Genomic DNA, 12,742 nt, shown 5'->3' with positions numbered 1-12,742 from the left:
CGCGCTGCTGTGCACAGACTGTGAGTGTTTCAGCAGGCTGGACGCGGACGGAGTTCCCGCCCGGGCCTCCCTGTCACCGTTGACAACAACATTGGGATTCCTCCCAAGGCAGTCCGGTCGAACTGCAGGCGGCTGTGGGAGAGTGGAGGCATGAACTTGGTGTCGCAGCACTCACCCCAGCAGCCAGCGGTCTCCGGGAACAATATCTTCAGGCTCGCCCACTGGATTTCGGACAGCGTCAACGGGCTGCGGCTGAAGGCTGCCAGGAGCTGGCACTTCACTCCGCAGACCGTCGCCTACCAGGGCTATGGCTCCACCACCTGGGTCCGTGTGCTCGCCCGGGTGGTGCTGACAAGCAAGCCGAAGCCCGGAAGCGCGGCGGAGCAGGCCGCCCAGAACGGCAACCAGAATGTCCGGGGCTGGCGCGCTTTCACCAGTGTGCCCATCCAGTTCACCGAAGTGGAAGTCGAGATCGGGGGCGTCACTGCCCGGGTACAGGCGGACCGCGGCGGCCTGGTGGACACCGTGGTGCCGGTGTCACTCGCTCCTGGCTGGCACACGGCGGAACTGCGCGCCGAAGGAACCGACCCGGTGAAGTCCCAGGTGTTCGTCATTTCCCCGGACACCGAGCTGGGCATCGTCTCGGACATTGATGACACGATCATGGTCACCGCACTTCCGCGGCCCTTCCTCGCGCTCTGGAACACCTTCGTCCTGAGCGAACGGGCCAGGATGGCGACGCCAGGCATGGCTGTGCTGATGGACCGTCTGCTGGTCAAACACCCGGAGGCCCCGGTGATCTATCTGTCCACCGGGCCGTGGAATGCGGCGCCCACCCTGGCGCGCTTCATCACGCGGAACATGTACCCGCCGGGTCCCCTGTTGCTCACCGACTGGGGCCTCACCAACGACCGCTGGTTCCGCAGCGGCCAGGAGCACAAGCGCCGGAACCTGGAACTGCTGGCAGAGGAGTTCCCGAACATGCGCTGGCTGCTTTTCGGGGATAACGGCCAGCACGATGAAGCCATTTACTCCCACTTCGCCCAGCAGCACGGAGACCGCGTGGCCGCCATCGGCATCCGCCAGCTCTCCACCGGCGAAGCCGTGCTGGCCGGTGGACACACGGAGTCCGGGGACCACGCCGGTTCGTCCGTTCCGTGGATCTACTCCCCCGACGGCGCGGGCCTGGCGAAAGGCCTGCGGGAACTGACAATTCTCTAGGCGCCGTTCTAGTACCCGCCGGCCGGGCTCGGGCCCCTGCAGCAACAGCCCGCCAGCGTCAGTTGACCGCCTGGGACCATTCGTCGTCGGGCGTGCCGGCCAGCTCGCCTTCGTCCGGCACGCCGGCCAGCTCGTCGGCGTCGGATATGCCGGCGAGCGCCGCCCCCGCGGTAACCTCCGGGACCGCGTCCGTGGACCGGGCGGCGAGCAGCTCCTGGAGCCAATAGAACGAGGCTTTGGGCGTGCGGAGCTGAGTCTCCCGGTCTACGTGCAGCAGGCCGAACTGCTGCTTGTAGCCCCCGGACCATTCAAAGTTGTCCAGCAGAGACCACACATAGTAGCCGCGCAGATCAATTTTTTCGGCTGCTCCGCCTGGCGAGGTGGCTTCAACCGCCGTGGCGATATGGTCCGCGAGGTAGCGCACCCGCCGTTCATCCGGGATGATGAGCTGCCCGTCCGCGCCCCGGATCTCCAGGTCTTCGAAGCTCGCCCCGCCTTCGGTGATGTATACCGGGGGCAGGTCGGGGTAGCGCTCGCTCATCTCGGCCAGAGCCACGGCCATGTACTCGGGCTTGATCGGCCATCCATAGGCGGTGGTCTCGGTGTCCGGGAAGGTGGCGATGTGGAACGGGGACCCGGGGGCCGTGCCGCTGAGGTCATCGCCCATGGCCGCGGCCATGCCCTCGGGCACGGGGCCGTCCCCGGGGCCGGAGGCCACGCGGGTGGGCATGTAGTAGTTGAGTCCGTAGTAGTCCAGCGGCTGCGAGATCAGCGCCATGTCCTCGCTGGACGGGCTGAAGGACGAGAAGAATGTGGCGGCCCGGATCAGGTCCGGATATTTCCCCAACAGGACAGGGTCCGCATAGATCCGGTTCTGGGCCATGTCCATCAGGCCGGCACTGACCTTGTCCAGCGGGTTGGCCGAAGCCGGGACCATCGGCGAGTACACGTTGGTGATGCCGATTTCCCCAGGGACGTTGGCTGCCCGGAGCGCCTGAACCGACAGTCCGTGGCCCAGGAGCTGGTGGTGCACGCTGGGCAGCGCCTTCAGCATGAGGGTTTCGCCCGGGGCGTGCATGCCGAGCATATAGCCGTTGGTGGTGACGGTGGCAGGTTCGTTGACGGTGACCCAGCGCGTCACGCGGTCACCGTAGGCGGCGGCGGCGATCGCCGCGAACTCACCCAGCCGGTAGGCGGTGTCCCGGTTCATCCAGCCGCCCGCCTCATCCAGCTCCAGCGGCGTGTCCCAGTGGTACAGCGTGGCCATGGGCGAGATCCCGTTGGCCAGCAGCAGGTCAATGAGCCGGTCGTAGAAGTCCAGGCCCGCAGGATTTACCGGACCGCTGCCCCCGGGTTGGATCCGGGACCACGAAAGGGAGAAGCGGTAGGAATCGACGCCCAGTTCTTTCATCAGGGCCACATCTTCCGGCATCCGGTGGTAGTGGTCGCACGCCACGGCGGGGCTGTGGTCATCCACGATCGACCCCGGCTTCGCCGCGAAGACGTCCCAGCCGGAGGGCCCGCGCCCGTCCTCGTCCAGCGCGCCCTCGATCTGGAAGGCCGCAGTTGCCACCCCCAGGGTGAAGCGGGGCGGAAGCAGGGCGGCCAGTTCTTTGGCGGAGGCTTTCATCGGCGGAGTCTCCCGGGGTAGTTGCGCAGGTGGTCGCTTGATCTTAGGCCGAACGGGCTGTCCTTGGCACGAGGCACGCTTGGCTCCTCCTGAGTCCGGCCCCGTTATTGAACGGAGCCTTCCGGGCCGTAGATGAATTCCCTGGCATGGCCCACCGCTTTCTTGAAGGCGTCGTTCCGGAGAGAAAAAAGCTGTTCGGCCTCCTTTGCGGAGGGCTCCAGGTAGTCCGTGAAGCCAGGGCGCAGGACCCAGATGTCTCCGGTGGGCGGAAGATAGAAAACGCCGAAGGAGCGGTGCTGGCTATCGTCGTCGGTCCAGATGGGTACCACGGCCAGTGCGGCGCCCGTGTCCACGTTGATCCACTGCGCCCGTGGAAGGGGGGACTCGTGGGCCTCGGGGTCAAGAAACGGCGCCGTGCCTTTCCCCCACCGTTGCTCGAACCGTTCGTGGAAGACCGGCATCAGATGCGAATCGTAGCGGCGCCATGCGCTCATGGCAGGACTCCTTCTGTTGTGCTGTTTCCGCTTTGTTAGCTGCGCCCTTTCCAGGGACCGCGTTCCCACCGGACCGGGGTGACCCGAAGCACGGGGCCGCGCCCGGGGTGGTGGCGCACCGGAATGTCCCTCGCGCCGGCCGGGCCGGGCGGCTCCGCAGGGCGTCCGCCGCCCTCCGGGGGTCCGTCGGTCCCCCGCGCGCCGCTGGCCGCACCGCTGTCCGGCGCCCGCCCGTTCCGGTCGTACTCCGCCCGGGCTACCGGATTCCGCAGTACGGCGAAAGCATCCAGGATGCTCCGGACGTCCGAGCCCCCGCCCTGCGGTCCAGGGCTGCCGACGTCGGGGTGGTGCAGGCGGATCAATGCCCGGAAGGCACGCTGGATGTCCGCCTGCGTGGCAGCCGGCGTCACGTGAAGGGCTGCGTAGTAACCTCGCGGGTCACTGTCCATTGGGGCCTCCAGCATCCGAGGTGTTCTCCGGCAGGCCGGGACGGATGGGTGGTACAGGGGCGGCCGGGCCGGCGCCCAGGAGCTGCCGGTCCGGCCGCTGTTGCCCGTCTCCGTTTACTTGCCGATCTCCTGCATCTTGTCCTGCGTGCTCGTGATCTCGATCTTGCGCGGCTTGGCCTTCTCGAGCACCGGAATGCGGAGTGTCAGGACACCGTCGGCGTAGGTGGCCTTAACCTTCTCCGTGTCCAGGGTGTCGCCCAGGATCAGCTGGCGGCTAAACACGCCACGCGGCCGCTCCGAAGCAATCAGCTCAACGTTGGGCTGCGTCTGATCACGCCGCTCTGCGCGGACGGTCAAGACGTTGCGTTCGATGTCAAGATCGACGGTGTCCACGTTGACGCCGGGGAGGTCGAACGCAACCACAAACTCCCCGTCTTCCTGCCAGGCGTCCATCGGCATCGCAGCGGGCCGAGCCGCCGTTCCGAACACCTGCTGGGTCAGCCGGTCCAGTTCGCGGAACGGGTCCGTACGCATCAACATCATGATCCACTCCTTCTGACGAGAATCCAGATATTTTCCTTCAGCCGCCCATCCCATATCTATGGTGACGGCTATAGATTTTTTATAGCACCAGTGCCAAACTGATGCAACAGGAATTTTTGGCCGGCTGAGGGAGGACCATGGAGGAACGTGCACCGGAGGTGGGCCTGTACGCGATCTCCGTGGTGGCCCAGCTTGTCGGAACGGGACAGCAGAACATCCGGCTGTACGAGCGCCGGGGACTCCTGACGCCTGACCGCACAGCCGGGGGGACGCGGCAGTACAGCGAAGCGGACCTGGCGGTGCTTCGGCGGATCAACGTACTGCTGGACGAGGGACTGAATCTGGCCGGGGTGGCCAAGGTCCTGGAGCTGGAAGCCACCAACGCGCGGCTCCGCGCGGAACTGAAACGGGCGCGGGCAAGGTCCCGGTCCCGGCCCGCAAACGTGGACCGCGACGTCGGGCCGGCCTCCTGACTGGGTCCGCCTCCTGACCCGCCCCGCCTCCTGACCCCGCCCCATGGCGGCGCTACCGGCGTCGGCCCCCGGCGAGCCGGTGTGATTCGTCAAGGAGCTCGCCGAGTTCCTGGAGGCCTATGCGCTCCAGGCGGACGAGCACCAGCTGCGGTGACCGGTCATGGTGCGGCGTCCAGAAGTAGGTTGCCGGGTCTGTACCGGCCAGCGCCTCGCGCTCCTCCGTCTTAACCGTCAGAACCCCGTCGTCCCAGATCCGAGCCATCAGGGTGGCCGCAAACCATGCCGGCCGGCCCCAGCTCGACCGCTCCACCACGCCCGGCAGGGCCAGGGCGGCGCGGCGGACGTCGTCTTCGGTGGCCATGGCCCATGGTGGCATCGGCAGCCGCCCCGGACAAGGGCGGACTAGTCCTTGCTGGTTTCGGCCTTTGAGAGGGTTCCGGTGATGCGCTCGCCCGGGATCCGGGCGGTCCGCCAGGTGTCGAGGGCTATCACTGCGCCCAGCACCACGAAGGAAAGGGACAGCGACGCCAGGGCGTCCGTGGTCCAGTGGTATCCGAGGTAGAGGCGGCTGACCGCGGCAAAGAAGATCCCGACTCCGGCGACGGCGAAAGCGACCACGGCGGACCGCGGATTGCGCCGACGCGAATACACGAGGTACGTCGTGACGAGCAGGAAGTCACACGCACCGAGGACGTGCCCCGACGGGAAAGAGAAAGTGGTGTCGGCGCCAAAAAGCATCAGGTCCAACGGGGGACGCTGCCGCTCCACGGTCCGGCCCACCACCTGGGCCAGGATCACGCCGGTCAGCATCGCCCCCGCGAGCAGGATGGGGCGCCAGGCGTGCTTGGCCAGCAGCCCCCACGCAACGGTGACCACCAGGACAATGATCGGCAGGGCAACCGGGCCGAAGATGATCGCGAGGATGATCATGATGGTGGTCAGCGGCCCTGAGCGCAGGGTCAGGAGCCAGGAGCGCACGGGCTCATCTGCGTCGGCGACGCCGTCCCTCAGGAGAACGTCGGTCAGGATGACCGAAAACAGCACGATTCCGACGACTATCAGGACGACGGCGATCCGGAAGAGATTTCTCCGTGCAGCCGCGCTTATATAGCGTTCCTCCACGACAAATTTGTCATGGAAGACGCGCCACCGGCCCTGCGACGTCCGGGCTTGCTCCTCGGCCATGTTCTGCTTCCGCCTTTAGTGAAGTGGATAGAGGTCCTTGCTGAAGATTACCGCCTTTGTCCGGGCAGCGGACGGGCGGCGGACGGGCGGCGTTCCGGCCGTCCTTGACACGGCTCGCACCGCCCGGGGCGTCGAGGTGACCACCTTCACCATCGGAACCAGTTCCGGAGTAGAACCGCAGGTCAGTAGCCAGCACCGGGCCCCGGCCGGGTTTGGGCGCCGGACGGAGGCAACGGAGAAACTTGACGAGACAATAAATATGACGTTATGGTTCCTGAATCCATTGGGGCCGACTAGAAGTACTCCAAGAAAGACTGAGCAATGACCACGATTACCGACTCCATTGAGATCCAAGTCGACAGCCGGCATGTCCTCGACGAACGACTCAACGAGGCAGTCCGCGGGCTGCAGCAGCTCGCCATGACCACCGGGACGCACGGCATCCTGCTCACGCGGCACAAGCCCGGGCACTACACGGCGGCACTGTCCGACCAGGTCCCCTTCGGCATGACCCGGGAACTCATTCACTGAGCCACCGGCAGACCCGGTAAACGGGACGCAGGGAAACCCCTCTTAACAAAACAGGTCCCGGGCGGCTGAGCGAAAGCTCGCCTCCCGGGACCATTTTGGTTGCGGGAACGCTTACCAGTCGTGGACCGTTCCGTCGACGAGGCGGTTGTAGGGCAGGTACGCCTGCTGGTAGGGGTAGGCTGCCGCGGCTTCGGCGTTGAACTCGACGCCGAGGCCCGGCTCGTTCCCCGGGTGCAGGTAACCGTCCACGAACGTCATCGACTGCTCGAAGACCTCGTTGGTCTTGTCCGAGTGCTGCATGTACTCCTGGATCCCGTAGTTGTGGATCGCCAGGCCCACGTGCAGCTGCGCGGCGAACCCGACCGGGGAAATGTCCGTGGGCCCGTGGAAGCCGGACTTGATCTGGTACTGCGCGGCGAAGTCCATCACCTTCTTCAACGGCGAAATCCCGCCGAAGTGCGTCGACGCGGCCCGGACGTAATCGATCAGCTGTTCCTTGATGATGGTCTGGTAGTCGTACACAGTGTTGAAGATTTCACCGATGGCCAGCGGCGTGGTGGTGTGCTGCCGGACCAGGCGCAGCGCCTCCTGGTTCTCCGCAGGAGTGCAGTCCTCCAGCCAGAACAGGTCGTATGGTTCGAGCGCCTTGCCGAGCTTCGCGGCCTGGATCGGGGTCATCCGGTGGTGGCCGTCGTGCAGCAGCGGGATTTCCGGACCGAACTCGTTCCGGACCGCCTCGAACACGGTGGGCAGGTGCCGCAGGTAGGCGCGGGTGTCCCAGTCCTCCTCCAGCGGGAACGCCCCGCGCCCGGCCGGTTCGTAGTCATAGCGCTCGCCCGAGGCCTGCGCCTGCGCCGCGACCCCGTACACAGCCTTGATCCCCGGCACCGCGGTCTGGATCCGGATCGACTTGTAGCCCAGCTCCAGATGCTCCCGCACGGAATCAAACAACGACTCCAGATCCGAGCCCGAGGCGTGCCCGTACGCACGCAGACCGTTCCGCGACGCCCCGCCGAGCAGCTGGTACACCGGCATGCCCGCCAGCTTGCCCTTGATGTCCCACAACGCCATGTCCACGGCGGCGATCGCCGCCATCGTCACCGGGCCGCGGCGCCAGTACGAGGACCGGTACAGGAACTGCCAGGTGTCCTCGATCCGGTGCGGATCCTTTCCGATCAGCAACTGCGCAACGTGCTCCTTCAGGTACGCCGCGACCGCGAGCTCACGCCCGTTCAGGGTGGCGTCACCGATACCGGTCACGCCGTCCTCGGTGGTGATCCGAAGCGTCACGAAGTTCCGGGACGGGCTGGTCACGAAGACTTCAGCGGCAATGATTTTCACAGCAGTTCCAGGCTTTCTTAGTCGGGAGATGGAGGCGTGCCGGGTCCGGCCCGCGGTGGCTTATCGTTGGGTGGTCCCGCCGGGGGTAGTCGCCAGCAGCGCAAGTTCGGCACGGTGCGGCAGGCCTTCCCAGTCCCCGGCGGTGCTGACGGCGAAGGCCCCGGTAAGGGCACCACGCTGCAGGCGGCCGGACACGTCGGCGCCGTCGAGCAGTGCGGAGAGGTAGCCGGCCGTGAAGGCGTCTCCGGCTCCCACGGTATCGATGCTGGTCACGGGCACCGCAGCCGCTTCCCACCGGCCGTCGGCGGTGTGGACTCCGGCGCCGGCGGCGCCGCGCTTGACCACAACTTCGCCCACGCCCCGGCCCAGCAGCTCGGCGACCATCGCCGTTTCGAGGGCGTCCTGGTCCGAGGTGTCCGCAGGCGCCGACGACACCAGTCCGAGTTCGTCCTCGGAGGCGATCAGGATGCTGGCATGCCGGACAAGCGGAAGAAGCACCTCACGCGCCTCCTCCCGGGACCAGAGCTTGCTCCGGTAGTTGACGTCGAGTGACACCACCACGCCGTCAGCAGCGGCGCGCTCGGCGGCGTATTCCACGGCCTTCCGGGATTCCGGGCCCAGCGCTGCCGTGATGCCCGTCAGGTGCAGAATGCGCGGCTTCTGCTGCATGGCAGTGTCCACGTCCTCCCGGCTGAGTGTGGACCCGGCGGAGCCGGACCGGTAGTAGAACGCCCGGGTGACATCGGCCGTGCGCTGTTCGAGGAACATCACGCCGGTCCGGCGGATACCGTCCTGCCGGTACTGCAGCCCGACGCCTTCGGCGCGGAGCTGGCGGAGGATGAACTCGCCGTGCGGGTCGGCACCCACCACGCCGGCCCAGCTGACGCTGTGTCCGAGCCGGGCGACGCCGACCGCCACATTCGACTCCGCCCCGGCCACATGCATCGTCAGTGCGCCGCCGGAGGACAGCGGACCCGCCGAGCGCAACGAGACCATGGATTCGCCAAAGGTCAGGAGGTCGACGGGGGAAAGCCCGACGGCGGCAGTCACCGCCCGCTCTCCGCAAGCCGACGGTCAAAGTCGGACGCCAGGGCGACGAAACTGCGGGCCCGCTGCCGCACGGGAGCAAGATCGCCGCCTGATCCGGCGTCGCCGAACAGCGGGCCACCGAGTCCGACAGCGATCGCGCCCGCTCCCCAGTAGCCGGCCGCCTCGTCGAGCCCCACTCCGCCGACAGCAATGAAGGGGATGTCCGGGAACGGGTCGCGCAGCGCCTTCAGATAGCCCGGGCCGCCGATCGAGGCGGGGAAGAGCTTCACCGCGGTGGCACCGCGGTTCATCGCCTCGAGGGCCTCGCTTGGGGTGAGCGCCCCCGCCAGGACAGGGATGCCCCGGCCGGCCGCCTCTTCGATGGACGGCGCCAGTGACGGGGTGACGATGAACTGGCCGCCAGCCCCTGCGACGTTGTCCACGTCCTGCTTTGTGAGCACCGTTCCGGCGCCGACGAAGCTTCCGGCGGGAGCCGCTGCCCGCACCTCCCGGATGGCCTCGAGCGCACCCGGCGTGGTGAGGGCGATTTCGACGTAGCGGAAGCCCTCCTCCATTGCCGCCAGCGCGGCCTTCGCTGCGGCCGCGCCGTCGGTGCCCCGGACGATCGCGACGAGGCGGGTCTGCCGTATCCCGGCGAGCAGTGTCTCGGGGGTCAGGGTCTCGGCGGTCAGGCTGTTCTCCATGCTGGGCTGCTCCTTCATAGGGTGTCCGTCATTGTGGCTGTCATGCCGGCCGTCACCATTCCGCGAAGGCGCCGTCGGAGTGCCGCCAGACGGGACCGCGCCAGGCGTGCCCGCGCTTGTCCGCGGCGCGGACCACTGCCTCGTCGATCTCGATGCCCAGGCCGGGACCGGTGAGCCGTTCGATGTGACCGTCCACGAACTTCAGCGGGGTCTTGTCCACGACGTAGTCCAGGACCTCGGCGCCCTTGTTGTAGTGGATCCCGATGCTTTGTTCCTGGATCAGGAAGTTCGGCGTGGCAAAGCCCACCTGCAGGCAGGCGGCCAGTGCCAGCGGGCCCAGCGGGCAGTGCGGGGCGAGCTGGACCTCGTAGATTTCAGCGAGCGAGGCGATCTTCCGGACCTCGGTGATGCCGCCGGCGTGGGAAAGGTCCGGCTGGGCGACGGCGATGCCGGCCTGCAGTGCGGGCAGGAATTCCTGCCGGCTGTAGAGCCTCTCGCCGGTGGAGACCGGCGTCGTCGTCGAGGAGGTGAACTCACGCAGCAGGTGCGTGTTTTCCGGGACCACGGGCTCTTCGAGGAAGAAGGGCCGGTACGGTTCCAGCAGCGGGGCCACGCGGCGGGCGTTGGCCAGGGTGAAGCGGCCGTGGAAGTCCACCGCAACGTCACGGTGCTCGCCGAGGACCTCGCGGGCGGCGGCGACCCGGGCGACGACGCCGTCGAGCTCGGCCACGGAGGCGACGGGGCTCATCCGGCCGCTGGCATTCATCTTGACGGCGGTAAGGCCGACCTCCAGCTGGGCGCTGATCTGGTCGGCGACTTCGTTGGGTTCGTCTCCCCCGACCCAGCCGTACATGCGGATCCGGTCCCGGACGTGGCCGCCCAGAAGCTGGTGCACCGGGGTGTTGAAGTGCTTGCCCGCGATGTCCCAGAGGGCCTGGTCCAGGCCGGAGACGGCGCTGGCCAGGATGGGGCCGCCCCGGTAGAAGGAGCCCTTGGTCATGACCTGCCAGTGGTCCTCGATCCGGAGCGCGTCGGTGCCGATCAGCAGCTCGGAGAGCTGCTCGACGGCGGTGCGCACGGTTTCGCTGCGGCCCTCGCACGTTGCTTCGCCCCAGCCGACGATCCCGCTGTCCGTCTCGATCCGGACGAACAGCCAGCGCGGCGCGACGAGGAAGGTTTCAATTCTGCTGATGAGTGTCATCTGGTACCTAGCCCTTGGTCGCCCCGGCGGTCATGCCGGAGACGATGTACTTCTGCGTGAAGAGCGCAATGATCATGATGGGGATAGTGACAACCGTGGCCGCCGCCATCAGTCCGCCCCAGTCGATGCTGGCGTAGGAGACGAAGTCGAAGATCGCGACCGGCAGGGTCTTGGTCTTGGAGCCGGAGAGCACCAGGGCGAACATGAAGTTGTTCCACGAGAAGATGAAGGACAGGATGCCAGCGGTAGCGATGCCGGCGACCGAAAGCGGCAGCGTGATCCGGCGGAAGGCGCCGATCGGGGTGAGCCCGTCCACCTGGGCCGACTCCTCGAGCTCGAGCGGCATTGAATCGAAGTAGCTCATCATGATGTAGACGATCAGCGGCAGGGCAACGAACATGTGGCTGAGGATCAGCACCTCGAACCCGCCGACCATTTTCAGGTTGGAGAACACGTAGTACCACGGCACCAGCAGGGAGACGCCGGGAATGACGCGGGCCATGAGGACCACAAGGGCCGAGCGGTGCATCGTGAAGCGGCTCATTGCGTATGCCGCCGGGACACCCAGGACCAGGGAAAGGACCGTGGAGACGAAGGCCACCCAGAAGCTGTTGAAGATGAAGATGAAGTAGTTGTTGCGCTGCAGCACATTGGCGTAGTTCTCGGTGGTGGGGCTGAAGAGCAGCGCCTTGCCGGTGTCGTAGATGTCCACGTTGGTCTTGAAGGAGGCAAGCAGCATCCAGATCAGCGGCGCGATCAGGAAGAGCACCACGGCAATCAGGGCCAGGACGCGGAAGACCTTGTATGCACGCGTGCCCAGGGGCTTCCGGCGGCGCCGTACCGGTGCCGGGGCGTCGGAGGTCCGGGAGCCGGTGTTGTCTGTGTTTTCGGACAATACGGTCATTTGCTTACCGCTTTCTTGCGCATGGTCAGCAGCCACATGGTGCCGATGATGATCATGAAGAACAGGATCAGCACCGCGGAGGAGAGCCCGTACTGGTTGTAGTCGAAGCTCAGGCCGTAGGCGTAGACGTTGAGGGTCTCCACCTCGTGGAAGGATCCGCCGCCCTTGCCCTTGGTGGCATAGAGGATGTCGAAGGTCTTCAGGGCGTCAATGCCCCGGAGCAGGATGGCGACGATCACGGTGGGCATCATGAGCGGCAGCGTGATGAAGAAGAAGCGCTGGAAGGAGTTGGCGCCGTCCATCCGGGCTGCCTCATCGGGTTCCTCGGAGAGGGAGGTCAGGCCCGCGAGCAGGATCAGGACCACCATGGGGGTCCACTGCCACACGTCCATGAAGATCGTGGTGCCCAGCGCGGTGTCCTGGCCGGAGAGCCACGGCTGGGCGGGGATGCCGACCATGCCGAGCAGCTGGTTGGCGAAGCCGATATTCGGGTCGAAGATCAGCCGCCACATCATGCCGACGGCCACGGGGGTGGCGACCAGTGGGAGCAGGATGGCCACCCGGACGAATTTCTCGCCGCGGAAGGGGCGCCACAGCAGCAGCGCGATGCACATGCCGAGCACGATCTCGCAGACCAGTGCGACGCCGGTGAAGGACAGCGTGCGGCCGACGGCGGGCCAGAAGCGTTCCGTGTCGGAGAGGACCGTCATGTAGTTCTGCAGGCCGATGAACTCGGCAGCGGCACGGACGGAGCCCTGGGAATCGGTGAGGCTCAGATAGAGGGTCCACGCCAGCGGGAAGACAATGAGGACACCGACGAAGACCATGGCGGGGGCGGCGAACAGCCATTTGCGGTGCCGGTTGGACCAGGCGGAGAAGTTTTCACGCGCCCCGGAGGGGCGGCCGGCGCTGGGGGCAGGCGCACTGCGGGGAGGGTTCAGTACAGACATGATTCACCTAAAAAGTTGGGGGTGAAGTGAAGAGGGGCCCCGGCGGGCCGGCAGGTTCGCTGCCGACCCAACCGGGGCTGCGTAGTG

General features: G+C 66.7%; 15 protein-coding genes. 3 read left to right on the top strand and 12 right to left on the bottom strand.

What is annotated here, in order from left to right; genetic code table 11:
- The first annotated feature begins 150 nt into the window (after window positions 1-150).
- On the top strand, window positions 151-1,221 hold the full coding sequence (locus QFZ65_RS04525; protein ID WP_306908453.1) for an App1 family protein: 1,071 nt from the start codon (window positions 151-153) through the stop codon (window positions 1,219-1,221).
- Between the two features lie 58 nt (window positions 1,222-1,279).
- Here the strand turns inward: QFZ65_RS04525 and QFZ65_RS04520 are convergent, their stop codons facing one another.
- The 4 genes from QFZ65_RS04520 to QFZ65_RS04505 form a co-directional block, all read right to left on the bottom strand.
- Window positions 1,280-2,851 (bottom strand): glycoside hydrolase family 1 protein, encoded by a 1,572-nt coding sequence (locus QFZ65_RS04520; RefSeq protein WP_306908452.1) that lies wholly within the window; start codon window positions 2,849-2,851, stop codon window positions 1,280-1,282.
- A 104-nt stretch (window positions 2,852-2,955) separates the two neighbouring features.
- Window positions 2,956-3,345 (bottom strand): hypothetical protein, encoded by a 390-nt coding sequence (locus QFZ65_RS04515; protein WP_306908451.1) that lies wholly within the window; start codon window positions 3,343-3,345, stop codon window positions 2,956-2,958.
- Window positions 3,346-3,380: 35 nt separating this feature from the next.
- Window positions 3,381-3,794 carry a DnaJ domain-containing protein gene (locus QFZ65_RS04510; RefSeq protein ID WP_306908450.1) on the bottom strand — a complete coding sequence of 138 codons (414 nt, stop codon included), beginning with the start codon at window positions 3,792-3,794 and terminating at the stop codon, window positions 3,381-3,383.
- Between the two features lie 114 nt (window positions 3,795-3,908).
- Window positions 3,909-4,334 (bottom strand): Hsp20/alpha crystallin family protein, encoded by a 426-nt coding sequence (locus tag QFZ65_RS04505; protein ID WP_306912497.1) that lies wholly within the window; start codon window positions 4,332-4,334, stop codon window positions 3,909-3,911.
- 140 nt (window positions 4,335-4,474) lie between these two features.
- Between QFZ65_RS04505 and QFZ65_RS04500 the strand changes: the two genes are divergently transcribed.
- The gene (locus QFZ65_RS04500) at window positions 4,475-4,810 is read left to right on the top strand and encodes a MerR family transcriptional regulator (RefSeq protein ID WP_306908449.1); all 336 of its coding nucleotides are present in this window, start codon (window positions 4,475-4,477) and stop codon (window positions 4,808-4,810) included.
- A 52-nt stretch (window positions 4,811-4,862) separates the two neighbouring features.
- Here the strand turns inward: QFZ65_RS04500 and QFZ65_RS04495 are convergent, their stop codons facing one another.
- Both QFZ65_RS04495 and QFZ65_RS04490 read right to left on the bottom strand, forming a co-directional pair.
- Window positions 4,863-5,171: an MmcQ/YjbR family DNA-binding protein gene (locus QFZ65_RS04495; RefSeq protein ID WP_306908448.1), complete on the bottom strand. Its 309-nt coding sequence runs from the start codon at window positions 5,169-5,171 to the stop codon at window positions 4,863-4,865.
- Between the two features lie 41 nt (window positions 5,172-5,212).
- On the bottom strand, window positions 5,213-5,995 hold the full coding sequence (locus QFZ65_RS04490; RefSeq protein ID WP_306908447.1) for a phosphatase PAP2 family protein: 783 nt from the start codon (window positions 5,993-5,995) through the stop codon (window positions 5,213-5,215).
- A 321-nt stretch (window positions 5,996-6,316) separates the two neighbouring features.
- Here QFZ65_RS04490 and QFZ65_RS04485 point away from each other — a divergent pair, with 321 nt between their 5' ends.
- Window positions 6,317-6,526, top strand: coding sequence for a hypothetical protein (locus tag QFZ65_RS04485; RefSeq protein WP_306908446.1), 210 nt, complete (start codon window positions 6,317-6,319; stop codon window positions 6,524-6,526).
- 111 nt (window positions 6,527-6,637) lie between these two features.
- Here QFZ65_RS04485 and manD read toward each other — a convergent pair whose 3' ends face one another.
- The 6 genes from manD to QFZ65_RS04455 are packed head-to-tail and all read right to left on the bottom strand — an operon-like array spanning window position 6,638 to window position 12,655.
- Window positions 6,638-7,867 carry a D-mannonate dehydratase ManD gene (gene manD, locus QFZ65_RS04480; protein ID WP_306908445.1) on the bottom strand — a complete coding sequence of 410 codons (1,230 nt, stop codon included), beginning with the start codon at window positions 7,865-7,867 and terminating at the stop codon, window positions 6,638-6,640.
- A 60-nt stretch (window positions 7,868-7,927) separates the two neighbouring features.
- Complete coding sequence (locus tag QFZ65_RS04475; protein ID WP_306908444.1) at window positions 7,928-8,917, bottom strand: sugar kinase; 990 nt, start codon at window positions 8,915-8,917, stop codon at window positions 7,928-7,930.
- Window positions 8,914-9,600, bottom strand: a complete 687-nt coding sequence (locus tag QFZ65_RS04470) for a bifunctional 4-hydroxy-2-oxoglutarate aldolase/2-dehydro-3-deoxy-phosphogluconate aldolase (RefSeq protein ID WP_306908443.1) — start codon at window positions 9,598-9,600, stop codon at window positions 8,914-8,916. Before QFZ65_RS04470 ends, QFZ65_RS04475 begins: the two co-directional genes overlap by 4 nt.
- 52 nt (window positions 9,601-9,652) lie before the next feature.
- Window positions 9,653-10,801, bottom strand: a complete 1,149-nt coding sequence (dgoD, locus tag QFZ65_RS04465) for a galactonate dehydratase (RefSeq protein WP_306908442.1) — start codon at window positions 10,799-10,801, stop codon at window positions 9,653-9,655.
- A gap of 7 nt (window positions 10,802-10,808) precedes the next feature.
- On the bottom strand, window positions 10,809-11,705 hold the full coding sequence (locus tag QFZ65_RS04460; protein WP_306908441.1) for a carbohydrate ABC transporter permease: 897 nt from the start codon (window positions 11,703-11,705) through the stop codon (window positions 10,809-10,811).
- Entirely contained in the window at window positions 11,702-12,655 is a 954-nt protein-coding gene (locus tag QFZ65_RS04455; protein WP_306908440.1) for a carbohydrate ABC transporter permease, read from the bottom strand. Before QFZ65_RS04455 ends, QFZ65_RS04460 begins: the two co-directional genes overlap by 4 nt.
- Between the last annotated feature and the right edge of the window lie 87 nt (window positions 12,656-12,742).

Source organism: Arthrobacter sp. B3I9 (genome assembly GCF_030816935.1).
GTDB lineage: Bacteria > Actinomycetota > Actinomycetes > Actinomycetales > Micrococcaceae > Arthrobacter.
Note: the sequence above shows the minus strand (reverse complement) of the source record. Positions and strands in the feature narration are given on the sequence as shown.

What these genes read in the sequence shown, in the direction of transcription:
- QFZ65_RS04525 (WP_306908453.1), top strand. Translation starts at nt 151, where the DNA reads ATGAACTTGGTGTCGCAGCACTCACCCCAGCAGCCAGCGGTCTCCGGG.
- QFZ65_RS04520 (WP_306908452.1), bottom strand. Translation starts at nt 2,851, where the DNA reads ATGAAAGCCTCCGCCAAAGAACTGGCCGCCCTGCTTCCGCCCCGCTTC.
- QFZ65_RS04515 (WP_306908451.1), bottom strand. Translation starts at nt 3,345, where the DNA reads ATGAGCGCATGGCGCCGCTACGATTCGCATCTGATGCCGGTCTTCCAC.
- QFZ65_RS04510 (WP_306908450.1), bottom strand. Translation starts at nt 3,794, where the DNA reads ATGGACAGTGACCCGCGAGGTTACTACGCAGCCCTTCACGTGACGCCG.
- QFZ65_RS04505 (WP_306912497.1), bottom strand. Translation starts at nt 4,334, where the DNA reads ATGTTGATGCGTACGGACCCGTTCCGCGAACTGGACCGGCTGACCCAG.
- QFZ65_RS04500 (WP_306908449.1), top strand. Translation starts at nt 4,475, where the DNA reads ATGGAGGAACGTGCACCGGAGGTGGGCCTGTACGCGATCTCCGTGGTG.
- QFZ65_RS04495 (WP_306908448.1), bottom strand. Translation starts at nt 5,171, where the DNA reads ATGGCCACCGAAGACGACGTCCGCCGCGCCGCCCTGGCCCTGCCGGGC.
- QFZ65_RS04490 (WP_306908447.1), bottom strand. Translation starts at nt 5,995, where the DNA reads ATGGCCGAGGAGCAAGCCCGGACGTCGCAGGGCCGGTGGCGCGTCTTC.
- QFZ65_RS04485 (WP_306908446.1), top strand. Translation starts at nt 6,317, where the DNA reads ATGACCACGATTACCGACTCCATTGAGATCCAAGTCGACAGCCGGCAT.
- QFZ65_RS04470 (WP_306908443.1), bottom strand. Translation starts at nt 9,600, where the DNA reads ATGGAGAACAGCCTGACCGCCGAGACCCTGACCCCCGAGACACTGCTC.
- dgoD (WP_306908442.1), bottom strand. Translation starts at nt 10,801, where the DNA reads ATGACACTCATCAGCAGAATTGAAACCTTCCTCGTCGCGCCGCGCTGG.
- QFZ65_RS04460 (WP_306908441.1), bottom strand. Translation starts at nt 11,705, where the DNA reads ATGACCGTATTGTCCGAAAACACAGACAACACCGGCTCCCGGACCTCC.
- QFZ65_RS04455 (WP_306908440.1), bottom strand. Translation starts at nt 12,655, where the DNA reads ATGTCTGTACTGAACCCTCCCCGCAGTGCGCCTGCCCCCAGCGCCGGC.